Source organism: Caulobacter sp. FV1ye13L, from assembly GCF_058681155.1.
The window spans coordinates 608141-630930 of sequence record NZ_CM178732.1 but is presented as its reverse complement, the minus strand read 5'-3'; the positions used below and the strand labels follow the sequence as shown (position 1 = coordinate 630930).

13 protein-coding genes are annotated in these 22790 nt (G+C 61.4%); 5 read left to right on the top strand and 8 right to left on the bottom strand.

Features of this window, described 5'->3' with window-relative positions:
- The first annotated feature begins 1010 nt into the window (after positions 1–1010).
- Positions 1011–3143, top strand: coding sequence for a DUF8426 domain-containing protein (locus ACW176_RS02795; RefSeq protein ID WP_492110812.1), 2133 nt, complete (start codon positions 1011–1013; stop codon positions 3141–3143).
- On the top strand, positions 3140–4468 hold the full coding sequence (locus ACW176_RS02790; RefSeq protein WP_492110811.1) for an McrC family protein: 1329 nt from the start codon (positions 3140–3142) through the stop codon (positions 4466–4468). The genes ACW176_RS02795 and ACW176_RS02790 overlap by 4 nt, the downstream gene beginning before the upstream one ends.
- Positions 4469–4488: 20 nt before the next feature.
- Here the strand turns inward: ACW176_RS02790 and ACW176_RS02785 are convergent, their stop codons facing one another.
- The 7 genes from ACW176_RS02785 to ACW176_RS02755 all read right to left on the bottom strand — a co-directional run bounded on the left by ACW176_RS02785 (position 4489) and on the right by ACW176_RS02755 (position 15078).
- Positions 4489–5436, bottom strand: coding sequence for a nucleotidyl transferase AbiEii/AbiGii toxin family protein (locus tag ACW176_RS02785; protein WP_492110810.1), 948 nt, complete (start codon positions 5434–5436; stop codon positions 4489–4491).
- Positions 5426–6022: a hypothetical protein gene (locus ACW176_RS02780; RefSeq protein WP_492110809.1), complete on the bottom strand. Its 597-nt coding sequence runs from the start codon at positions 6020–6022 to the stop codon at positions 5426–5428. The genes ACW176_RS02785 and ACW176_RS02780 overlap by 11 nt, the downstream gene beginning before the upstream one ends.
- A 107-nt stretch (positions 6023–6129) precedes the next feature.
- Entirely contained in the window at positions 6130–9078 is a 2949-nt protein-coding gene (locus ACW176_RS02775) for a restriction endonuclease (RefSeq protein WP_492110808.1), read from the bottom strand.
- Between the two features lie 11 nt (positions 9079–9089).
- Positions 9090–10976, bottom strand: coding sequence for a site-specific DNA-methyltransferase (locus tag ACW176_RS02770; protein ID WP_492110807.1), 1887 nt, complete (start codon positions 10974–10976; stop codon positions 9090–9092).
- Positions 10977–10984: 8 nt separating this feature from the next.
- Positions 10985–13831 (bottom strand): SNF2-related protein, encoded by a 2847-nt coding sequence (locus ACW176_RS02765; RefSeq protein WP_492110806.1) that lies wholly within the window; start codon positions 13829–13831, stop codon positions 10985–10987.
- Positions 13832–13915: 84 nt separating this feature from the next.
- Complete coding sequence (locus tag ACW176_RS02760; RefSeq protein WP_492111865.1) at positions 13916–14221, bottom strand: WGR domain-containing protein; 306 nt, start codon at positions 14219–14221, stop codon at positions 13916–13918.
- 47 nt (positions 14222–14268) lie between these two features.
- Positions 14269–15078: a helix-turn-helix transcriptional regulator gene (locus tag ACW176_RS02755; protein WP_492110805.1), complete on the bottom strand. Its 810-nt coding sequence runs from the start codon at positions 15076–15078 to the stop codon at positions 14269–14271.
- Between the two features lie 69 nt (positions 15079–15147).
- Here ACW176_RS02755 and ACW176_RS02750 point away from each other — a divergent pair, with 69 nt between their 5' ends.
- From ACW176_RS02750 to ACW176_RS02740, 3 genes are all read left to right on the top strand, one after another.
- Entirely contained in the window at positions 15148–16299 is a 1152-nt protein-coding gene (locus ACW176_RS02750; RefSeq protein WP_492110804.1) for an exonuclease SbcCD subunit D, read from the top strand.
- Between the two features lies 1 nt (position 16300).
- Positions 16301–19366, top strand: coding sequence for an AAA family ATPase (locus ACW176_RS02745; protein ID WP_492110803.1), 3066 nt, complete (start codon positions 16301–16303; stop codon positions 19364–19366).
- A gap of 189 nt (positions 19367–19555) precedes the next feature.
- Entirely contained in the window at positions 19556–20053 is a 498-nt protein-coding gene (locus ACW176_RS02740; RefSeq protein ID WP_492110802.1) for a hypothetical protein, read from the top strand.
- A 4-nt stretch (positions 20054–20057) separates the two neighbouring features.
- Here ACW176_RS02740 and ACW176_RS02735 read toward each other — a convergent pair whose 3' ends face one another.
- On the bottom strand, positions 20058–22730 hold the full coding sequence (locus ACW176_RS02735; protein ID WP_492110801.1) for an AAA family ATPase: 2673 nt from the start codon (positions 22728–22730) through the stop codon (positions 20058–20060).
- Positions 22731–22790 lie beyond the last annotated feature (60 nt).

Genomic DNA, 22790 nt, shown 5'->3' with positions numbered 1-22790 from the left:
CAAGCGTTTCCGCGAGAGCCCGACCGCTATTATTCAGGCCCTCAGGCGCTGGTCACCAGTCTCCGCGCGCAACCGCAATCGCCCAATCGACGTAGTGGGCTTGTGTGTGGGGCGGGGTGGCGAAAAGCTCAGGCAATTCACAGGGTAGTGGCGGAGAGGGTGGACATCCAATTCCTACTAAACCATCATATATTCAGAGTGTTAGGCTTATTTGGAAGGGAGCCCATCCCACAAATCGATCCGCAAACCTCTAAAATATGAGCAAATCTCAGATAAAAGACTGGGCGATAGAACTGTAGAGAGGGCAGACGATCTTCTGAGCGAGGTGGCAGAAATATCGGCAGAAAGATCGGCAAAAAGCACGGCTCTGCGAAGCGAAACCGCTAAGTTCGCCGTGACTTGTCCCGAAAGAAAGATCGGCAAAGAAGCATCATTGGACGTTGCTTCTGGCCGGAACGGCGCCCGACAGGCAATCCAGTCTACGGGGCGAGAGCCGTGGTGCCGTCAAAAGCCGCACCGTCTCGGCGCCGGATCAAGACCAGAAGCGAGGTCCGCCGTCCCGTTCCGCGGGCAGGAAACCAGCATACAAATACCGATAAGCTTAAGCTATGGCCGTCAACGCCCTGAAAGCGGAGAGCGGCCGGCGTGCGTGCTCGGTCCCGACACGTTGCCCCGGCTCCTACGGGCCCGCCCCTTACCGTAGCCTTCAGACGCCGCCGGCCCGCTCGACGGCGCGTCCCGCCTGGCCTGCGTTCAGGCTCGTTGCAGCCTTCATTTTGCTTTGAGTATTCCGCTCCCACCTCGCAGAGCGCGAACGATGAAACATCGGTATTGCCGGGCGACGGGGCCTTGTTAGTTTACAACCTGCTGTTGGGTGAGGTGGGTCCGTGAAAGACAATGAGTTTCGGACTTGGCTGGAAGCCCGCCGTTGGCGCGGTCAGCCGCTCACCAGTAAGGCCATTCAGAACCGACGGCGACGATTGAAGCGAGTTGAGCGCTCCCTGACTGCCATGGATTATCCCGATAACGACATAGACGAGCTGATCGCGCGCGGCGAATTGCCGGCGTTGCTCACTAGGTTGAATGGCTACATCGGCGCCCGCGAGAGCAGGGGGGCGCCGGTCAGTCTGGTTCCTCAGGCTGAAAACCCGGACGGACAGCTCCGCAATTTGCTGGCAGTGACGCGCCTCTACGGCAAGTTCGCCAACGGAGAAGATCCGAACGCACACGACGCCGACGCGGATGAGATTGATGACGATCAGGCCGAGGTCGGAAGCGATGCGGACGACTTCCGGGCCGCTGCCCTCAAGCTCTATATCGAACCCGCCCGGCAGCGCGGCGACGCCGAGGTCTCGATCCGGGCCGGGGATCTGCACGACGCCCTCGGCCTGGATCAAGCGCACGCTAACGTCTGCCAAGCCCTAGGCGGCACCAAGTTTCAGCAGTTGGCCAAGGTGCCGCCCCCGCGTGTCGAGGGCCCGGGTCAAAGCACGACGACAACCTACCACTTCAGCCTTCGGGCAGCTTCGACACTGGCGACAGGAGGTGCGGCCTTGATGGCCACCAAGCCCACCAACCTGATTTTCTACGGGCCGCCGGGCACGGGTAAGACCTACCGAACCGCGCTCGAGGCTGTACGCGTCTGCGATGGCGACACGCCCGATGAGCGCAGCGATCTGATGCGGCGTTACGGCGAACTCGAACGGGAGGGGCGGATCGGCTTCGTCACTTTCCACCAGAGCTTCTCCTACGAGGACTTCGTAGAGGGTCTGCGTCCCGAGACGGCGGCGTCCGAGATCAGCGGATCAGCCGGCTTTCGGCTGGAACCCCGCAACGGCGTATTCCGCGAGATGGCCGCGTTGGCCGATCAGGCGCGTCTGGCGGCCTCGGCACCACGCAAAGCTGGCGGCCTCGACCTCGACGGCCGGCGGTTCTGGAAGATGGGGCTAGGCGCAATCGGGACCCAGGATCACATCTACGACGAGGCCATCGCGGGCAACTACGTCGTCTTGGGCTGGGGCGGAGACGTGGACTGGAGCGATCCTGCCTATGAAGACATCGGGGCGATCCGGGCCAAGTGGGCCGAGGTTGCCCCGCCAGACAGTCAGCCGAGCAATGTCTCGCAGCTTCACCCGTTCCGCTCGGAGATGAAGAAGGGCGACATCATCATCGTCCCCTATGGCAACACCGCCTTCCGGGCGATCGGGGAGGTCACAGGCGACTACGCCTTCGTGGCCAACCCTGACGGCGAGTACAATCATCGTCGGCAGGTCAATTGGCTCCTCAAGCTTGAAAAGCCGCTGCCGCTCGACAGCATCGTGGAGGGGGCCTTCACGATGCGAACCCTCTATCCAATCAACGCGAGCCGAATCCGGATGGAAGCGGTGTCGCGCCTGATTGGCGGCCCAGGAGATGCCGAGACCGGCGCGCCGGGCGTGGCCCCAGCGTTCGTTCTGGTGATCGACGAGATCAATCGCGCCAACATCTCCAAGGTGTTTGGCGAACTGATCACCCTGCTCGAGGCCGACAAGCGTCTCGGCATGGAAAACGAAATCCGGGTCAAGCTGCCCTATTCCGGGGAGATGTTCGGCGTGCCGGCGAACCTCCACCTGATCGGCACCATGAACACGGCCGACCGCTCGATCGCGCTTCTCGACACGGCGCTTCGCCGCCGGTTCACCTTCGAGGAGATCATGCCCGAGCCGGATCTGCTGAAGGCGGCCGCCCGGCGCGCGGGGGTGGACCTCGTCGCTGTGCTCAAGACCATGAACGAGCGGATCGAATACCTATTCGACCGCGAGCACCAGGTCGGCCACGCCTTCTTCATGGCCTGCCAGGATCGTCACGACGTCGATGCGGTCATGCGCGATCGCGTCATTCCGCTGCTGCAGGAGTATTTCTTCGAAGACTGGTCGCGGCTAGCGATGGTGCTGGGCGAGCGGGAGGGGGCCAAGGAGGGCACCTTCCTCAATTGCGATCGCATCCCGCCGCCGCCGGGCTTCGACGGCGAGGATCGCTGGCGCTGGTCGGTGCGCCCGTCCTTCGCGCCAGACGCCTACCAACGGCTGCTCGGCCGCGCGGCCGTGAGCGCTCCCGCCAATGAGGAGGCCGCCGGCGCGGCCGAAGCGGCGGCGGCCGAATGACCCATCTCTCGGTCCTGGAATGGGATCGGGTCGCGGTCGGGGAGGGCGGCTTCTCCCGCCGCCAGGCCGATCAGCTGCTGGCCGCGGCGCGGTCGCACCCGCTTGGCGGCGCTGAGGGGACCAATATCCTGATCGATCATCACCGTTGGCTGAGGAGCCAACAGGTGGTCGGCATCGTCGCGGGTGAAGGCTGTAGTCTGGAGATTCTGCCGAAGATCGACCAGCTCGGCGACGCCGGGTCCTCGGAGGGCCGCGCCGGGCTGCGCCATCGCCTGGTGCAGATGTTGGACGTGGCCCTGGGCCTGGAGATCAATCTTGGTCGAGACGCCGCCATGGCGCGGCAGGATGAAACCCTGCTGGACATCCTGATCCGCGCCTTTGCCGACCAGCTGACCAATGAAGTGCGACGCGGGCTGCCGCGACAGTATCTTCGTTGTGAGGAAGACCTGCCGACCCTGCGCGGCCGGCTCGATGTCACTCGCCAGTTCACGACGTTGGCCGTGCGGCCGGACCGGCTCGCCTGCCAGTTCGACATCTTGTCGCCGGACACGGCGCTGCTCCAGGTGATGAAGGCGTGCGTGGTGTTCCTCGTCAGACACGCACGCCGCGCCGAAACTGTGCGCAGGCTCGCCGAGCTTTGCGTCGCCTTGGCCGACGTCGCCGACGTCCACCCGCATCACCTGGCCTGGGACAAGATCGCAATCGACCGGTCAAACCGCCGCTGGCGTTCGCTGCTGGCGCTGGCACGGTTGTTTTTGCGCCGCGACTGGCAGGCGACCCATAGGGCCCACGATCTGCGCGACCTGGCCGGCGTCACCTTGCTGTTTCCCATGAACGACCTCTTCGAGGCCTATGTCGCGGCGCTGCTGCGCAAGGCCCTAGCCCCAGAGGGCTACGAGGTCGTCTCGCAAGGTGGCCTGCGCTATTGCCTCAATGAGATTGCGCCCGACGGCACGCTGGGGCGACCGCTGTTCCGCACCAAGCCCGACTGCATGGTGCGGCGGAACGGCCGTACCGCGTTGGTGATCGACACCAAGTGGAAGCGTTTGACCGCCGCCGGCAGCGACCCGAAGCGTGGCGTCTCCCAAGCTGATGTCTACCAGCTCATAGCCTATGCCCGGCTCTATGACTCGGCACGACTAATGCTCCTCTATCCCCATCATCCGGACCTTGAAGGGGAGGGCGCGCTCGCACGTCACCGCCTCAATGTCGCCGGCGCCGATGAACGGCTGACGATTGCTAGTATCGACGTCGCGGCGGACCGTCTGGCGACCATGGCATCGCTGAAATCCTTGGTCCTCGGCGAAGCGATGGTCCCGGCCTGAGGCGGCGGGGGGCCGCTGACTTACAGTTTGGGCACCCACTTAGCGATTTCGGCCAAGATGTCGTCGAAGGTCGGCTGACCGCGGAAATAGAGCGCGCTTGAGGCGGCGTAGGCCTTCTGCAGCGAGGCCCGGGTCGCGGGGTCGCTGAGCACGAAGGCCTCGTTCTCGGCGATGATCGCGTTGTCGGCCTTCGGGAACCGCTTGGCCTTGTGGTCGAGGTAACCCTCGGTGCCGACAAACCCCTGCACGGTGGGATCCTGGAGCAGGGAATAGACGTCGTAGTAGTGGCGCATGAAGTTGGGCGGGAAGGCGCCGTTCTCCTGCTGCTGGCGAAACTTCGTCGAGATCGCCTGCAGCTTTTCGACCAGCGTATGGCCAGGGTGGTAGCAGGCGACGCCCAGGGCGCGGTTGTCGATGATCTCGACCTGGCTGGCGGCGAAGTCATAGGCCCACGAGCTGATATCGCGGGCTTCGTTGGGCGCGACATCGTCGAAGCCGACTTCCAGCAGCACGCCGTCTTTCAGGCCTTCGACCGAGCCATTGATGCTGGCGTAGGTCAGGCGAATGCCGGCGCTGCGATACTGGCGAGGGTCGTCAAACGCTGTGTCGCGCTCGACTGAGGTGATGCCGTCGATGACGATGGTCTGCGCTAGCCGATCGTAGAAATCCTTGCGGCTTTGTACATGGGCCGGCTTGTCGTGGTTGCGACCGGTCATCACTGGCGGATCGGCCGGCGGCTCGATTCGGATGTCGATGTCTTCCGAGAAACGACTAATCAGCCCGTAGCCCTTGGATAGCGATGTGCCGCCTTTCAGCTCGAAGGTCAGGCCCAGCTGCTGCAGGCCGTAAAGGCTCTGCATGATCCAATAGTCCTTCTCGACCAGCGCCGGCGCGACGCCCTGCGCGTCGGCGACGATCCGGATCAGATCGGCGAACTGACGATGGTTGTGGAGGAAATCACGCGGCATCCTGGGTTCCAACCTCGGCCAGCGCGCGGGCGAAGAACTTCTTGGCCCTCTCGGATCCGTAGGACTGGGCCGCCTTTTTTACGCGCGCGCGGTCACTGGCGGCCAGGCGCGCCTTGACGCGCTCGAGCACGTCTTCGGCGCTCTCGCCCAGTTGATCGAGGTTGTTGACCAGGTCGACCATCAGAAACTCAGGCGTGAGCTTCTTCGGGAAGGCCGGCTTCATCCGAAAATCGTAGGTGCGGCCGCCAAGCGCGAATTTGCCGTGGCGCTTGTGGTTGTAGACCACGGTCTTGTTGTGCAGCTGGGTCGTGCCGACCCCGAGCGCATTGTACGCATTGGGCGAGGCCAGCAGGAACGGACCGCCCTTCAGGAAGGTCGAAACCAATGTGTCGTCCTCAGGCGGGACCTTCCCGAACACCGTCTGTTTGGGTGCGTAGTAGAGGCCGCCGGCCAGCTTGGTCAGCACGCCGGCCTGCACCGCCTCCTTGAGGTGACGATCGACCGCGGTCGACCATTGGACCAGGTCCGCCCGGCGGTAGGTCTGCCCGGGACGGAGCTTCGCCTTGAACTGGTCGAACTTGCTCATGGGTTCAATCTACGCTTCCGTTGTCATTTTGCAAGAAATGTCATTAAGAATCCATGCAAAAACGGGGCATACATCCTTTTCATTGTCAAAGGGACGTGGAGTTCCCTCTAGAATTTCACCTGCGCGAGGTTCGTAACAACGTCGAAGTCTGTTCCCAGCGCTTCGAAATGACGCCGCCCGCACAGTATTTTCTGGTTCTCTTTGGCGCGACGATCCTGGCTGTCGAGTGAGCTTTTGGTCTCTCGGACGAGATAGAGCCTCTCGTCACGCTCGGTCACGAACGCCCAATCGGGATTGTACGCACCTATTGGGGTCTCGATCTTGAACCAGCCGGGAAGTTTCACGAACAGCTTCACGTTCTCGTTCGAATCAAGGTCCTGGGCGAACTGGCGCTCGACCTCGGACTCGAATTCAATCGAATCGAATAGCACTTTGGAGGTGTTCTTCACCTCGTAGAGGTTTTTGAGATAGCGGCTGATGCCTTTCTCAGCGTCCTCCTCGATCCGCTTCATTTCCCAGAACTCGCCGGCGATCTTTTCATACTGGATGCCTTCCAACATCAGGTCGTGCATCGCGTAGCTGATCTCACGCGCGGCAGCGGCCATGAACTGTTGCGGGTTGATCCGGAACTCACCGATGCGATTGGACGCCTTGAGGATGGCGACCAGCGTGTGCCGCGTCAGCTCAGTCTCCTTCTGAAGGTATGCAATGATGTCCGGCAGGACGGTTGCCCCCGGGAGAAGCTGGGTGTCGGTCTCCAACAGCCGGTCGGCCAGAATGCCGGCCCGCGTGAACTCCACGTCTACGCGCGTAGCCGTCAGCGTTAGAGGGTTGATCCGCTCCATCGCCTTTAGCCGGTTGACCGCGCGGTCGATCAGGTCGGCGGTCTCAAACTCGACGCGGTAGCGGGTCTTCTGACTGATGCGAGCCCACAGCTCGCGGAAGTCCTCGCGGAGGTGAATTTGCTTGTTGAAATGCACGTCTTGCTTGGCGTCGGCGTTGCCGATCCGGTCAGCGAACACATAGCGCCGCATCTCGTCGAGGATAGGCGCGCGTAGATCCTCGAACGCCTCTGGCAGCTCGAACCGGAAGAGGACGTTGTTCGGCTCGAACTTCGGCTGAATATCGCCTGCCGCATTGACGTAGCCGGCGTTCTGAAGGGCGTTCCAGATGTTGACCGAGACGTCCTGCCCGATGGCGACCTCCTCACCGTTCTCCGCAGTTCGCACCAGCTTGGCGAACGCCTGGCGTTCGATGCGGCCGAATTTGATGTCGAAGTCGCGCTCGTACTCGGTCTGTAGCGCGGTGGCGAAGTCCTTGTAGGACTCGCTTGCGATAACGGTCAGTCGGTTGAGCTGCTCGTCGTGGACGCGCTCACCTTTCTCATTCACCGGCAACCTGAGGCCGCGCCCGATCTGTTGGCGGCGCTCAAGCTCGGTCCCGACTTCGCGCAACGTGCAAATCTGGAAGACGTTGGGGTTGTCCCAGCCTTCCCGAAGGGCGGTGTGACTGAAGATGAAACGCAAGGGCTCCCTGGGATCGAGGAGGCGTTCCTTGTCGCGCATAATGAGCGCGTAGGTGTCTTCATCGTCCGCAGTGTTCCCGCGGGTGTCCTTGGCGTGGCCCTTCTTGTCTTGGGAGAAGTAGCCGTTGTGCAGCTGATTTAAGGGAAAGTTCGCCAAGCCCTGGTAAATGGGCTTGGCGAGGAATTCAGTCAGGGCCTCCTCAAGCCATGTACCAACGGGCCCGAGCGCGGTCGAGCCGTCCTCGTTGTAAGTGCGGTAGCTTGCAACCTTGTCGAGGAAGAACAGCGAGAGAACTTTTATCCCCTGGTTTCGAAGGGCTCGCTCCTTCTTTAGGTGTTGCTCGACGGTCTTGCGAACCATCGCCTTCATGACATCGGTTTCGACGCCGCCGATGGCCTGGCCAAGTTCGAGGAACCGGCCCTGATTAAATTCAATGGTCTCGTTGCCCGGCGTTGCGTCAATGTGCTGGACCACAAAACCCTGCTGGTAGGGGAAGTGTTCGTCTGACAGACGGAACAAGTCGTCGGTTTGCTTGACCCACACCTTGATCGGCTTAGGCGTGCCGCCTGTTAAGCGGTGAAACTCAAGCTGGGCCTTAATGCCGTTTTTGTTGTCGGTTTTGAGCAGCCTGACGTAGGCGTCCGAGAAATCGGAATCCGCGCGGATCGAAGCAACTTCGATCCGTTTCACAAGGCGCATGTCGTAGGCCTCGATCGGCCCCAGCCTGTAGAGCAAGTTGTAGGGATTCCGGTGGGTGGCTGAGTAGCGAAGCGTCGCCGCCGGATTGAGTTGCGAGATCGCGCGCCGCGATTTGGCCGTTGTGTCCACGCTCTGCGGCTCATCGATGATCACGATGGGGTTCGTCGAACGGATAAACTCGATTGGCCGACCGCCCATCTTGTCGTTGTCGCGGTAGATCACGTTGAGGCGCTTCAGCGCCTCTTCGTCCATCTCGCCGATGGGCGTCTCGTCACCGGCGACGTCCTTCAGGAACGCCTGGATGTTGATGATCATGATCTGGATGGCATTGCCGCCAGCGAACTGGCGGACATCACCCAAACGCTTCGAGTCATAAACAAAGGGCGCAAACGGCGCGTTGTCGAAGAGGGTCTGAAAGTGCTCGCGCATGATCTCAAGGCTTTTTACTACGCCCTCGCGGATCGCAATGCTCGGCACGACAATAATAAACTTCTTGAAGCCGTATCGTTTGTTCAGCTCGAAAATCGATCGAAGGTAGACGTAGGTCTTTCCTGTGCCAGTCTCCATCTCGACGGAGAATTCCCGCCCCTGAAGGGCTTCCACGCGTTCGATGCCGTTGCGCTCCTGGATGCCGCGCACGTTGGCCAAGAACTGAGCGTCGTCCAGCCCAAGGTGATTGCCCACGCCATGCGCTGTGAACAGCACGCCGCTGGGCATCGTTGAGCTGACCTCGAAAGTCGTTTGGCCTAGTGGTTGGCCGGCGAACACGTCCGCCACGGCATCGACCGCGTCTGACTGGTATGCGAGCGACGGGTCAAACTTGAGCTTCATCACCGCGCGCCTCAGACCGTCCGAAACTCAATCGCAGTCTCTTGGCTTCGCGCGCGAGCTCGAAACGTCTGAACCGCGTTAGCCTTAAGCTGGTCGTTGCTCTGGAATCCCGCGTCGAGGCAGATGATACGCGACGGGTTTAGGTCAGCCATTGCGTCGATAGCCTCTTGTGAGAGCGCTAAGTCGAGGCAAATCAAAAGCGCGCCATCAGCGACAGAATGAATCTGCTTTCCAGCTAGCTCTAGAGACAAAACGGAGGTGGAAAGCTCGAATCCGTCCTTTAGCAATATTTCGTAGAGGATGTCAGCGGGGGAGCTGTCTTCCGCGAGATGGTCAATATGAAGCGATAGCTGCTCTTCAAGCTTCTCGACATCAACAGCCAAGCCATCCCAGCCGCGGAAATTGGAGCGATCCAACCGGAATACCTTGAAGCCCCGATCCCCTTCAGCGGTCCCTTGAAGGTCGAGGCCAGCTATGTGCGCGCGCTTGATGCGATCTGCAGCGCGTTCAATTCGCGCCATAGCGATATCCGAAATAGTTGCGTAGTCCGTCCTACCTGTCGGCTCTGGAAGTTGGACAAGGATGAATTTTCGTTCTCCGCCATCTTCCTCGTTCAATTCCAGCACAGCTTGGGCGGTTGTCCCCGATCCAGCAAAGAAATCGAGTACTATTCCATCGGGGCTGCCCGCTATTTTCAGGATCATCTTAACAAGAGAAGAGGGTTTTGGGGTATCGAAGGGGACTTCTTGATCAAATAAATCCCGGATTTCAATCTTTGCGTTTCTGTTCGAGCCGGCAAATTTATAATCCCACCACGTCACCGGCACGACACCGGCTTTCACCTCCGTTAGGAACCTCTTTCTAAACGGCAATTCGCCATTTCCATCCAATCCCCACCAAAGCCGCCCGTCTTTCTCCAGGGAAGCGAACGCGTCAGGCGGAAGCCTCCAACTCGTGCCTGGCGGCGGAGTGCGTTCGTTTCCCTTTGGATTTTTGATTGGGAACAATCGATCTGGACGAACCTCTTTTCTTATGAGCGAAGTTCTTATCCAAACACCGCGCTTGTCGTTGTCAGGATTCTTGTAATTTTCGAGTTGCTCGTCGGTCCTGGGCAGCAAATTACGGTCAAAGGACGGCCCCTTCCGGTAGGCCAGGATATATTCGTGTGTAATCGACATGCCCTTGGCGTCATTCGCCGGCGTGTCTTTCTTCTGCCATACGATATTTGCGTATAGGTTTTCTTCGCCGAATATCTCGTTCATCAATGCGATCGCATTGTGAATTTCATTGTCATCAATGCTGACAAAAATAATCCCGTCATCTCTTAGTAGATTCTTGGCTAGGTATAAGCGGGGATACATCATGCTTAGCCAGCGAGAATGAAACCGCCCGGTCGACTCGGTATTAGTTGAAAATTTTCTACCAGCCGCGTCGGTCTGGCCGGAATATTCCAGATATGTATCTAGTGTTTCGGAGAATTTATCTGGATAGATGAATTCGTTACCCGTGTTGTATGGAGGGTCTATATAGATTAGCTGGATTTTTCCGAAATATGATTTCTGCAGTAATTTTAGAACCTCTAGATTGTCACCTTCGATGAAGAGGTTTTGTGTTGTGTCCCAATCAGCCGACTTTTCTTGGCACGGCTTTAGCGTTCCTACGCTGGGAGCTTGAATGACCTTCATGCAGGCGGCCTTGCCAGGCCAGTTCAACCCGAACCGTTCGCGATCAGGTTCGACCCATTCACCCAGGGCACGCTTGAGCTGGTCTAGATTGATTTTGCCGTCAGCAACCGCTTCTGGGAACGTGGCGGCCAAGAGGTGGCGGAGCTCCTCGCGCTTCTCAGCCGCAACGTCCATCGACGTAAGGGGGAGCTTTTCCGGAAGTTCGTTTGTCATGCTTGCCCCTAGGCGATGTAAAACGTGATGGTGAACAGATCTTCGATCTCGACGTCGTAAGCGAGCTGTTCCTCGACCCGATCAAGAAGGCCGTCCTTCTCCACCTCGATCTCCTTGGCCGCCTCGTCATAAGCGCGCCAAGCCATGTCTCTCTTTCCTTCGAGCTCCCTCGCTTTGCGTTGAAGAGCCAGCTTGTCCGGTAGGTTGCCCGTCTGCCGAATTTCCTTCTTAAGGGTCTTCAACTCGTCATCGAGGTCCTTGAGGTCAAGCTTCAGGCCAGCGCGCTTGTCTTCCGCCCAGCTGTCGAGCTTTGTCATCTCGTCATCGAACCATGTGGACTGCCGCGCTGCCAGTGCCTCAAGGATCACGGCTGAATGGTTCTCAAGATCGAGCTGCAACTCGGAAGTTGCCACTGCAGTGCCAGCGTCGATACTCGTCGCCGGCAGATCGAACAGGCGCATCGCTGTTTGTGGATCGATGGCCCGGCCATCGTGGGTGCGCGTGGCAACGAGGATGTGGTCCTGGGAGTCGATCCCCGAGATGGAGAGCTTGCGAACTACCATCGTGCCGGTCGTGCCGACGTAAGGTTCGAGGCGGATGGCGCGCTGTCGCCAGGCCGAATAGTTGAATGTCAGGTGAGCGGCGGAGAGCGCGCGGCCGGCGGCGTTGCCCAACACATACTGTGCGAGGGGATGGCCGAGGCGGTAGCGGTGGCCGACAAGGCCCTCCTTGGTGAGGAAGTACGGCCCATCCGGGACATCGAGGCCGTCCGGGCGCTTGGTCAGGTTGAAGTGAAGGTAGTCCTCGTCAAAATTCGCGCGGCCGGACAGCTCGTGCTGCGTGACGCGCCATAGAAGGCGTTCATAGCGATTGATGTACTCGCGGCTCTGATCGAGGTTCATCTTCAGCCGATCGTGAACCTCGGCATCGAAGTTTTCTAGGAGCTTGCGGCGGGTGTCCTCCATCGTCGTGGTGATGGTGGCGTCCATCTCCTCACGCAGCGCGCGGAACTCCGTCTCGATCTCGTCCTCGGTTCGGCAGTTCTGATAGATGGCGACGATTCGCTTCTCGAACTCGACACCGGATTCGATGGCGCCTAAAACCTCGTCGCTGGCCCCAAATACGCCTGAGAAGAGCTGGAATTTCTCGGACAGGAGTTCATAGACGCGCTGATCGGCCGCGTTGTTGCGGTTGAGAAAGTTGACGACAACGACGTCATGCTTCTGTCCGTACCTATGACAGCGTCCGATCCGCTGCTCGATGCGTTGTGGATTCCAGGGAAGGTCGTAGTTCACGACCATCGAGCAGAATTGGAGGTTGATCCCTTCCGCCGCGGCTTCGGTGGCGATCATGATCGACGCTTTGGTCTTGAAGTGATCAACAAGGGCCGCGCGCATGTCGGCGGAACGTGAACCGGTCACGCGATCGGTGCCGTTGTTTTCCACCACCCAAGCCTGGTAAATTGCCTTCGATTGCGGGTCGCTGTTGCTGCCATTGAAAAGTACGATCTGTTCGCTGAAGCCATGATCCGAGAGGAGTCGCACCAGGTAGTCCTGCGTGCGGCGTGACTCCGTGAAAATGATGGCTTTCTGGGAGCCGCCTAGCTCAGCATTCTTCGCGAAACCTGCCTTCAACGCGCTTAGAAGCGAGAGGCCTTTAGCATTCTCCGCGATGGCCACAGCATGATCACGGAAGCCTCTAAGGTCAGCGATTTCTTCATTGATGGCTTCGATGTCTGCCTCCGTCAGAGGCGCGACGTCTTCATCTTCGGACCATTCCTCGGCAACTTCTGTCAGCTCCTCGTGGTCTTCCGCCAACTCCTCATTCAGCGCCTCCTGGGCGGCCTTGTCATCCTTGAGCTGTCGCTCGAGTTTGCGGGCCAATGAATCTAGCGCGCCCGCAATGGCGAAGGTCGACGATGCCAGGAGCTTCCTCATGATGAGCGTCATCAACGTGCGCTGCCCGGAAGGCAAAGCCTGAAGGCTGGGGCGGCGCAAGTAGTCGGAAACCATGTCGTAGAGAGCCTGTTCAGGCTCGGAGGGAATGAACTCCTGAGTGACCGGAATCCGGTTCGTGTAGCGGATGTATTCCAACACCTGCCGCCGAAGGGTCCGGTGGCAGATAGGCGTCAGGCGCGCCTTCAACTCGTCGAAGAGTGTATCGCCGGTCAGGCGCGCGTACTGCGCCCGGAAGCTCTTCGCATCGCCGAACGTGTAGTCGTCGATGATGCTGACTAGCCCATAAAGCTCCATCAGGGAGTTCTGAAGCGGTGTCGCCGTCAGCAAAATCTTAGGCGCATTTGCGAGCGCCGTTTTCAACGCTCGCCCGGTTTTATTGTCGGTCCTGTAGACGTTGCGGAGGCGGTGAGCTTCGTCGAGGACGACAAGGTCCCACTTCGTGACCATTAACTCGTCGGCCTTTCGGGCGGCGAATTGGTAGGAGCAGATCACAAGACCGTCTTGCTCGAGAGGTCGGCGAACGCCTGCCTTGCGAAGTTTGTTGAAGCTGGCGCTTTCCAGAATGGTGCTCGGCAGGAAGAACTTGTCGGCCATTTCCTGCGACCACTGCTTCCGCAAGCTGGCAGGGCAAATTATTAGAATCCGGCGCTTACCTTCTGTCCACTTCTGCGCAAGGAGGAGGCCGGCCTCGATGGTTTTCCCGAGGCCGACTTCGTCGGCAAGGATAGCGCCCTTGGACAGTGGGGACTTAAACGCAAAAAGAGCCGCTTCGACTTGGTGCGGATTTAGGTCGACTTGTGCATCCAGAAGAGTGCTCGCCAGCTTTTCAGAATCGCTGGTTGAGTGGCGCCGCATGAGGTCATGCGCGAAAAGTTTAGCGTGAAACGCTGTCGTCACACCACACCCCCAACCGGGTCGAAGCATTTTGCAAGGGGCGGTGAGTTGGCAGTGTTTTGGGGCATCTGCATCTAAAGGCCGGTGTTAAAGTTGGGCATTGTTACCCCGGGTTGCATGGCGCGCCCAGTCGTGGACCTGCGCCGTTCTGTGGGTAACCTCCTGAGAGGTTGCGTCTTCCGAGGTGTAACCACGACGGCACTTAGCGGTAGTGAGCTTATTAAATGCGGCAAAGGCGGCTTGTCTGGTTGAAAACCAGTATGACCTCTCCTGTCCCCGAGAGCCGATGCGTCCCCAGTTGCGCACCAGGAGCACTTCCTCAAAGAGGCTTGGCTGGAGTCGCGCCGACCAGAACCTGGACATGTTGCGCGTGGGATCGACGCGGCGAAGCATCATCTGCGGCCAGTCGGTCACTAGGGCATGTTGGACGGTTGCCGAGCTCATGCTTGATCCTCCGGGTTTGGAGCAAATTCAGTGCGTCCGACGACGCTTAGGCGGCTTTCCGGCCGATCGAGACCCCAGCGACGCATCGCGTAAAATTCGAGGGCCCGCCGGACGCTGACCGACAGTTCGCCGTCGATCCCGTAGTCCCAGCACACCGCGCGCTTTTGGTTTTCCTCAAGGTGAGCGGCCGGCGCCAGGGTGAGGGTCACCCAAGAGCACCAGTCGCTATCGAGCGGCAGATCGACGGCTGTGGACTCCGAATGAACTTGGTTCGGCGTCATCGCGATCCGCGAGAGGACGAAGTCTCTGAAGTCTTCGCGCAGGTGGCAGTAGGCCCGAACATGCCAGCGCTGACCGTCTGAAACGAACGCTGTGGGCGTGATCGACCGATCCTCCGCCGTGGCGCGTCGCATGGTCTGATAGGCGACATGGACTGTCTTTCGATCCCGGATCGCCCGGTATAGCCGCGCCATCAGGCCGACATCGAGCGGCCTGTCCAAGGTCGGCAGCACTTCAACTGCCAGTCCCGCCTGCCGTGACCGTTCCAGCCAGGACTCGAGGGCGGGCGGACCGAACAGCGGTTCAAACGTCGCCGCGGCCTCATATCGTCTTTGGCGCGTATCATAGATCACCTGTCCTGGGGGCAGGACGGCGAGGTAGGCCTTGAGGTCCAGAGCCGCCTGCGGCTGCGACACCCGGAACGTGTCGATCAGGTCGCGCCGATTGACCCGGCCTTCCCAAAAGAGAAGTCCGTCGAGGAACCGTTGCCTGGCTTCATACGCGTATCGCGGCGTGGGAGACGACATGCCGAGAGTCTAGTTGACGGCCAAGCTCTAGTCCATATAGAAACTATATAGACGGGAGGTTGGGCTCAGATGCGGATCTTGCACACATCAGATTGGCATCTGGGACGGACGCTGGCGCAGGAGAGTCTCCTCGACGACCAGGCCCAGCTCCTCGACCAGGTCTTCGCAGCGATCGTCGAACATCGCGTCGACGTGCTGATCATCGCCGGCGACCTCTTCGACCGGGCGGTGCCGCGCAAAGAAGCGGTTCAGCTGTTCAACGATTTCCTCGCCCGCGTTTACGCCGAGACCGGCGCGGCGATCGTAGCGATCGCGGGCAATCACGACGCCCCCGACCGCGTTAGCTTCAACTCGGCGCTGCAGGATCCACGGCGGGTGTTGATCCGGGGTCCTTTGCGAGACCGACCCCACGCCTTGGTCTTGAGGGATGAGCACGGGCAGGTGGCTTTCTCGGCGCTGCCGTACTGCGAGATTTTCGCGGCTAGGGAGGCGTTCGACGATGTCGGCATCGCCAGTTGCGCCCACGCCCTCTCAGCCCAACTGGCGCAGGCCCGCCTGCATGTTCCGCTAGGCGCGCGATGGGTGGTGACGGCCCACGCCTTTGTGGAAGGGGGGCGGATCACCGAAACCGAGCGGCCCTTGGCTCAGGTGGGCGGTATCGAGACGGTCCCGTCAGCGATGTTCGATGGCGCGGCCTACGTCGCTCTAGGTCACCTGCATCGCGCGCAAGAGGCCGGCGCCGCTCACATTAGATACTGCGGCTCCTGGATGGGCTTCGGTTTCGATGAGGCTGATGAGCTAAAGACTCTGAGCCTGGTGGAGCTGGACGCCGCCGGCGTGGCTAGAGTGACCGAGCTTCCGCTGGTCAGCCCTCGTCCGCTGCGGGTCGTGACCGGAAAGCTGGCGGACCTGGTCGCGGCCGGGCGCGCGCCTGACGCGCTCGGGGCGGGTGCTCTGATCAAGGCGGTGCTGACCGACGAGGGCGCACTCATCGATGCCATCGGTCAGTTGCGGGCGGTCTATCCCCACGTGCTGCAACTGGAACGCCTGAACAGGCTTGCCGCTGTCGGCCCGGGCGCCGGCGCAGCAGCGGTTGATCGGCAAGATCCGGTGAAGCTGGTGGCCGGCTTTCTCGATGCGGTGCGCGGTAGGGGACCGGACGGCGCCGAGACGGGCATGATCGACGAGGCCCTGACCGAACTCCAGAGTGAGGAGGTCTGACATGCGCCCGATCAGAATGTGCCTGACGGCTTTTGGACCGTTCCCCGACACGCAGACCGTCGATTTCCGGCCGGCGTTAGGCGCTCGCCTGTTCGGTATCTACGGGCCAACAGGAGCGGGCAAGACCTCGATCCTCGATGGCATTTGTTTCGCCCTCTTCGGAGAATCGTCAGGCCAGGAGCGGCAAGGCGATGACCTGCGTTCGCACCATGCCACGCCCGATGTTGAGACAGAGGTGAGCCTGATCTTCGAGGTTGGCGCCAAGCGATATCATGTCGTGCGGCGGCCGCGTCAGACAGTCCGAGGCAAACGGGGCAATGCCCTTGTCGAGCGCCAGCACTGGGCCGCCCTCTACGACGCCACCGACATTGAGGTCGACGACATCGACGCCGATAACCCCGGCGTCGTGATGGAGGAACGCAAGGTCGAGGTCGTGGCCGATCGAATGCGGTCGATCTTGAACTATAGCGCCGCCCAGTTTCGTCAGGTGGTGCTGTTACCCCAGGGACAATTCCGCCAGCTGCTGACGGCGACCAGCGACCAGCGCTCCGCTGTACTGCGGGGGTTGTTCGACGTCTCCCTCTACGAACGCCTTGTTGAACGGCTGAAGGCTGAAGCCTCTGAGCTGCGTGATGAAGTTGAGACGGGCAGGTCGGCGATCAACGGGCATCTGCAAGCCCATGCCGTGTCCGACACCGATGCGCTGGCGGCCCTGATCGAAACCCTGACGGCCGATGTCGGCGTCCAGATGGCGGGCCGTGACGCTGCTCGCGGGGTCCGCGATACGGCCCGCGAAAAGCTGCAAGCGGCTCAGCAGATCCAGGATCGATTCACAGAACACGATGCGGCGCTGGACGGCCTTAATGGGGTCCTCGCCCGAGCGCCCGAGATTGATGTCCTTAACCAGCGCAAAGCGGCCGCTGAGCGCGCTGTGGCCTGTGTCGCCGCCGATGATCGGGCCAATGAGGCCGACAATGATCTAACCGCCGGCGTGGCAGCCCGGACTCTCGCAGCAGACCAGGCGAGTGAGGCGGCGCGCCTCCTTTCTGAGGCGATGGCAGGCCTGCAAGCCTCCGCTGCCCGTCAACCCGAACGGGACGCCGCCATCGCGGCGGTGACCCAACTCGAGGGGGTGCAGAAGCGTGTGGCCGGCGCCGAACCGCTTCGAGAGGCGGCACGCAGCTCGTCGCAAGCCGCTCTAGAGGCGAAGGCCGTGCTCGAGCTGGCGGTCGATGACCATGATGTCGCCGAGCAGGCGAACGGCGCGGCTAACGTGGAGCTAAATAGGGTTCAGCAGACTGTGCTGCGGATCTCGCAGGTTGTAGGCGCTCTGCAGCTCTTGAGACAGGCGCGGGAAGAGGCCGCTCAGTTCGCGAACGCCACCGGCGCTGTCGAGAAGTTCGCCGCCGCGAGGTCGGCCTCTTTGGCCAACCATGAACGACTGTCCGGCGACCTCGCGGCCTGCAGGGTGGCCGAATCTACTGCCGAAGAAGCGCTTGCTTCGGCGCAGGCCGCGCACTTGGCAGCAAAACTCGAGGATGGGGCGCCATGTCCGGTCTGTGGAGCCACGGAGCACCCTTGGCCGGCCGGTGGGGCCGGCGAGGGCATCGGCCTCGACGCCGCGTGGCGCCAAGCACGCAGCGCGCGAGAAGCCGCCGACACAGACGAACGTCAGGCCGCACAGGCCGCGGCGAGGGCTGACGGGGAATGGACGCAGGCCGTCTCTGCGTTGGCGGCGTTGAATGCGCCCGAGCGGAATGTCACTGCGATCACGGCAGACATCATCGCCGCGGATGAAGAACTCGAAGCGTTGCAAGCGGGCCCGGACATTGCCACGGTCCAGGCAGCCGTCGATGCCGCCAAACTGCACCTGGCCTCGACAACCTCAGCGCTCGCTGCCGCTCGAGATCAGCATGTCGCAGCTGACAAGGCCGCGACCTCGGCGGCGGCCGCCCTGGCGGCGTCGCTCGCGGACGTGCCCGAAGATCTGCGCGACGCTGCGGCGGTCACCCTTCGCGTCCATGCGGCGATCGTACACCGGGACCAGTTGAACGACGCGCACCAACTGGCGGTCGAGAACGAGCGGCGCGCTAGCGAGGCCGCGCAGGCCGCACGCTCTGGGCTCGGCCACGCTGAGGCTCGGGTGACAGAGCTGACCGCGGCGCGCGATACGCAGCGCGCTTCGTTCGTGGCCGCAAAGACGACAGCAGGGCTGAGCGATACTGCTTACACGGCTGCCAAAGCAGATATCCCCAACATCCAGAACCTAGCCTCGACCATCACCGAGCACGTCGCTGGCTTGGCCGCCGCGCAAGATCGGAAGGACCGCGCCGTTGCTGCGATTGCTGGTCTGGATCGCCCCAACCTGGAGGCCAGCTCGGCCGCGCTGACGGACGCCGACGCGATTCTGACCAAGGCTGAGGAACTCCTCACGACGACCACGGTGCGGTTGTCACAGCTTGAAACCACTCAGGCCCTTGTTGCCCGCCTGGCCGCAGCGCTCACTGAGGCCACGGAGCGGTATCGTGTCCTCGGTGAGCTCGCCCAGCTGACCGATGGTCGAAACGCCCATCGCCTGCGGCTGCGCGATTTCGCCATCGCCGCGACGTTCGACTTGGTCCTTGAAGCGGCCAACCAGCGCTTTGCTCGCATGTCGCGCGGACGCTTCTTGCTGTTGCGGAAGTATGAAGGAGGCGACGGCCGGGCCCGGGCAGGATTGGATATCGAGGTTTACGACGCTCATACCGACCAGAAGCGCGACGCTCATACGTTATCGGGCGGGGAGGGGTTCCTGGCATCGCTGTCATTGGCGCTCGGGCTTTCCGATGTCGTCCAGGCGGAGTCCGGCGGCGTCAAACTCGACGCGATATTTATCGATGAGGGTTTCGGCCACCTCGACGACGAGACCCTCGATGTCGCCCTCGATACCCTGCGTGACTTGGTGGGCCAGGATCGTGCGGTCGGGGTCATAAGCCACGTCGAGGCCGTGAAGGAGCAGATCCCGATGGGCTTCGACGTGGTCCGCCAGCCGCAGGGAAGCGTCATCAGCCAACGGGTCGGACTATAGGGGACGGCGATGACAGGAAATGCAGCAGTAGATTTGGCGGCAGCGGTTCGCGGGGCCGCGGAGGCGGCGCAGGCTTGTCTGGTTGAGGGAGCCCCCCAGCAGGTCGACCGCGTTTCAGTCCCTCTGGTCCGACTTGGGCAAGACGATGCTGCCCGGTTGCTAGAGGGCGCCCGGCCGAAGGCGGTATATATGATTGAGGTCCCCTTCGATCCGGAAGAGGCCATCAACGACGCCGCAGAATCGCTGGCCGAATTGGGAATCGAGAAACTCCCGGCTTCGCTGAAAGCCGCTCATCGGCGAGTGGCGGATCGTGCCGGCGAAATCTGTACGACCTTGGCAGCCTTCATGGTCGATGGCGTGATGCACACGGTCGTCGCGTCGGCCGACTGGCATGATGCATTCGACGAGGCTATCGACGAGACACTCGAGGCGGCTAGGGCGGAGGCAGAGGCCTACGGCCGGGCGGACGCCAAAACGGTCAGTGCCGAGATCACCGCCAAGGCGGCTATTCTCGCCGCCCATCCCTCATTCAACTTCAGCAGGGTATCGTTCGACAAGCGCCTCACCTTAGCCGAGGCGTTGTTCGCCGACTCCGGTGATCTGGACCTTCGCGAAGTGACCCGCGTCGCAGAAAACCTCTTTTGGCTGGAACAGTCCGGCTTCAAGCCGCCGCCGGGAGGGAATTAGTGGGTTAGACGAGCGTCGCTTTCGCCGGCTCCAGCAGCGCCTTCCGTGCCTTGTCAGCGACGCTGCGGCGCCTCTTGTAATCGGCCTGGAAGTCTTCGAGAACCTGCACGTCGCTGATGGCTTCGGCTAGTGTTGGCACGGGAATGTCCCGGCCTATCGGCATGTCGTGGCCCGAGCGCTCGGAGACGCGCTTCATCGCGAAATAGATGGTCCTGTAGTCTTCGTCGGTAACGATCACGCCCGCCAAGCTCTGGGTCATGACGTCCGGGACCAGGCGTTGGACGGTCTTGTTCAGCACAATCTCCTCTACGCAGCGCTCCCAGGTTTCCCGAAGGTCCGAATAGAAGTCTTTTGCGGCCCGTCGATAATCGTCTCCCGTTGTGTCACCGGCGGCGTCGAGTGTTTTAGCGCGAGCCTTCAGTTCGGTGAGTCGGGCCACGACACCCTTGGCGAGCCAGAGTTCGGTGTCCTCGTCGACCACGCCGAACCCGTCGGCCTCGGTCTTTCGGACAACCATCTTGACCAAGGGCGCGTCCGGCCCGGCGCGGGCGGCCTCGGCAACCATTTCATTGAAGAAGACCAGGTTGTGGGTGAACACCACGACCTGCCGGCCTTTAACCGCCTCCTGCACCAGTCGCCCAGCCACGAGGCGGATGCGACGTTGGTCGAGGGATGAAACCGGATCATCGACGATCAGACCGTAGGGCACGGTCTCTTCGCCTATCTCCGCCAGGAAGCAGGCCAGAGCCAGCGCGCGCTGCTCGCCTTCGCTGAGGACTTGGCTATTTGCGATCTTCTCGGCTCCCTGGAGACCAACACCGAACTTGCTCTGGCCCTGCTCGCTGGAGTCGCTGACCTTGAATGGGATGTGCCCGAGTTCGAAACGAGCGATTTCCGCTTGGATCCGCGCCTGCAGGTTCTCGGTGACCAGCCGCCGCCGCAGGGCGCTGATCTGGAGGGAGATGGCTCGAGTTTGGACCTGAGCTTGGCAAGCCTTGATAGCGGCCAGATCGCGCAGCTCCTCTGCCCGCTGCAGAACGGTCGCCAGGTCGTCGTGTAGCTTGCGCCGATCTTTCAGCTCGGCGACGCGGTTGCGGTCGGCGTCCAGCGATACGGCGTGGGTGGCCGTGGCTTCCAGATTCGTCGCTTCGGCGCCCAGAGCCTCAATATCAGTCGCGATGTCCGGGATGAGGGAGGCGGGCAGGGGCGGGGTCGACACCCCGGAGATGGTAATCTGATCTATCATCGCCTTCCGCCGGGCGGCGTACGCGGTCAGTGCATCCTCGATGATGGTGACCATGGCTGCGCGCGTTGCGTCCAGGGCGGCATAGCCGGTGAGGCTATTGGCCACGACCTCGGTCGTCGGGACCGCCAGCTCGTCCAGCGCCGTTCTAGCCTTATCCAGAGCCTCACGTGCGGCGTCGGATCTTTTCGAAGCTTCGCTCTGCACGAAGGCGTTGAAACGCGACATGCGCGCAGCCGCCGTCTCCCCCAAGGGTTCTTGGCAAAGCGGACATGGATCGCCGACCTGATCGGCGATCTTCTCGGTTGGGCTTCCGGCTTGAACCGCGTAGGCGCGCGCTGCTTCATAAAGAACCCGCCAGGCCTCGCCCCCCGTGCCTTGGACTGGTTCGTTTGCAAATTCGGCCGCGGCCGCCATGCCGGCGGCGTGCGAGGTCGCGCGCGCCTCTTCGATCAGGCCTTCGAGTCTCTGATGCGCCGTGTCCGAGAAGCCGGCTTCGAACGAGGCGAAGACTTCGCTGATCCGAGCCAGCACTTGGGAGGCGCGCCGCCGCGTCGCAGCTTGGGCGACGGGATCCTGAAGCAGCTTCCGCTCCAGGGTCTGCAGCTCATCCAGTTCGGCGGCACTCAGCCCCGCGAGTGCCTCGATCTCCTCCTGAGAGGGTATTGACTGCGATTTTAGGTCCAGACGCGCGAGGAACGCCTGCATCTTTCCGCCGACCGTGTAGCCGGCGGGAAGTGCGGTCTTCATCCGCTTTTCGATGGCGCTCTGCTGGGTCGAAAACTCCGTCCCGAAGGTGCCGCAGAGCTGTCCGTGGTGCTCCAGAATAGCCAGCTCGGCCGGCAGATACGCGATGCGGTTCTGCTGGTCGACATAAAGGCGGGCGTTCTTACTGTCGAACACCGAAATCTGTTTCAAGGCCGAGGGCGGCGGCGTGCTCGGCGACCAATCCAGTTCGGTGACGGGGTCTTCGCCCATCTGGAACCGAAGCTTCACCTCAAGGGGTCCATCGGGTTTGGCCTTGAAGACGTCGCCCTTCAACTCATCGACCGACAAACTGCGGCACAGACGCTTGGCAATCCGAGCGTATCCGCTCTTGCCGCTGCCGTTTTCTCCGAAGACCAGCGTAATACCATTAGGAGCGAAGCGCAGCTGCTGACCCTTGGCGAGGCGGTCGATGTTCTGGACTGGCCCGATGGATGCCAGCACGGCCCGGGGCCCGGCCTCGGCGCATTGCGCCAAGTGGGAGGGGGTTAGCCCTTCGCAGGCCGGCGCGTCGCCAACACCGTTCGCCGCATAACGTATGCGGGCGAGAATGTCCTGTCGGTCCTCGTCGCTAACTTGCAAACCTGCAGTCGAAGATATTCTGCGCAGTGAATCTTGAACCCAGGCCGCTTGCTGCCCGGCCCATTCGACAAGGCTTGTGTCTGCCATGTGTCCCCCTCGCCACCTGACGCAGCCATTATTTTAATGGAGGCTAGCCCGTGTGGGGCT

Bases quoted from the DNA above. Each gene is read 5' to 3' on its own strand.
- ACW176_RS02795 (WP_492110812.1), top strand. From the start codon at position 1,011: ATGGATTATCCCGATAACGACATAGACGAGCTGATCGCGCGCGGCGAA.
- ACW176_RS02790 (WP_492110811.1), top strand. From the start codon at position 3,140: ATGACCCATCTCTCGGTCCTGGAATGGGATCGGGTCGCGGTCGGGGAG.
- ACW176_RS02785 (WP_492110810.1), bottom strand. From the start codon at position 5,436: ATGCCGCGTGATTTCCTCCACAACCATCGTCAGTTCGCCGATCTGATC.
- ACW176_RS02780 (WP_492110809.1), bottom strand. From the start codon at position 6,022: ATGAGCAAGTTCGACCAGTTCAAGGCGAAGCTCCGTCCCGGGCAGACC.
- ACW176_RS02775 (WP_492110808.1), bottom strand. From the start codon at position 9,078: ATGAAGCTCAAGTTTGACCCGTCGCTCGCATACCAGTCAGACGCGGTC.
- ACW176_RS02770 (WP_492110807.1), bottom strand. From the start codon at position 10,976: ATGACAAACGAACTTCCGGAAAAGCTCCCCCTTACGTCGATGGACGTT.
- ACW176_RS02760 (WP_492111865.1), bottom strand. From the start codon at position 14,221: ATGCTTCGCCGCGTCGATCCCACGCGCAACATGTCCAGGTTCTGGTCG.
- ACW176_RS02755 (WP_492110805.1), bottom strand. From the start codon at position 15,078: ATGTCGTCTCCCACGCCGCGATACGCGTATGAAGCCAGGCAACGGTTC.
- ACW176_RS02750 (WP_492110804.1), top strand. From the start codon at position 15,148: ATGCGGATCTTGCACACATCAGATTGGCATCTGGGACGGACGCTGGCG.
- ACW176_RS02745 (WP_492110803.1), top strand. From the start codon at position 16,301: ATGCGCCCGATCAGAATGTGCCTGACGGCTTTTGGACCGTTCCCCGAC.
- ACW176_RS02740 (WP_492110802.1), top strand. From the start codon at position 19,556: ATGATTGAGGTCCCCTTCGATCCGGAAGAGGCCATCAACGACGCCGCA.
- ACW176_RS02735 (WP_492110801.1), bottom strand. From the start codon at position 22,730: ATGGCAGACACAAGCCTTGTCGAATGGGCCGGGCAGCAAGCGGCCTGG.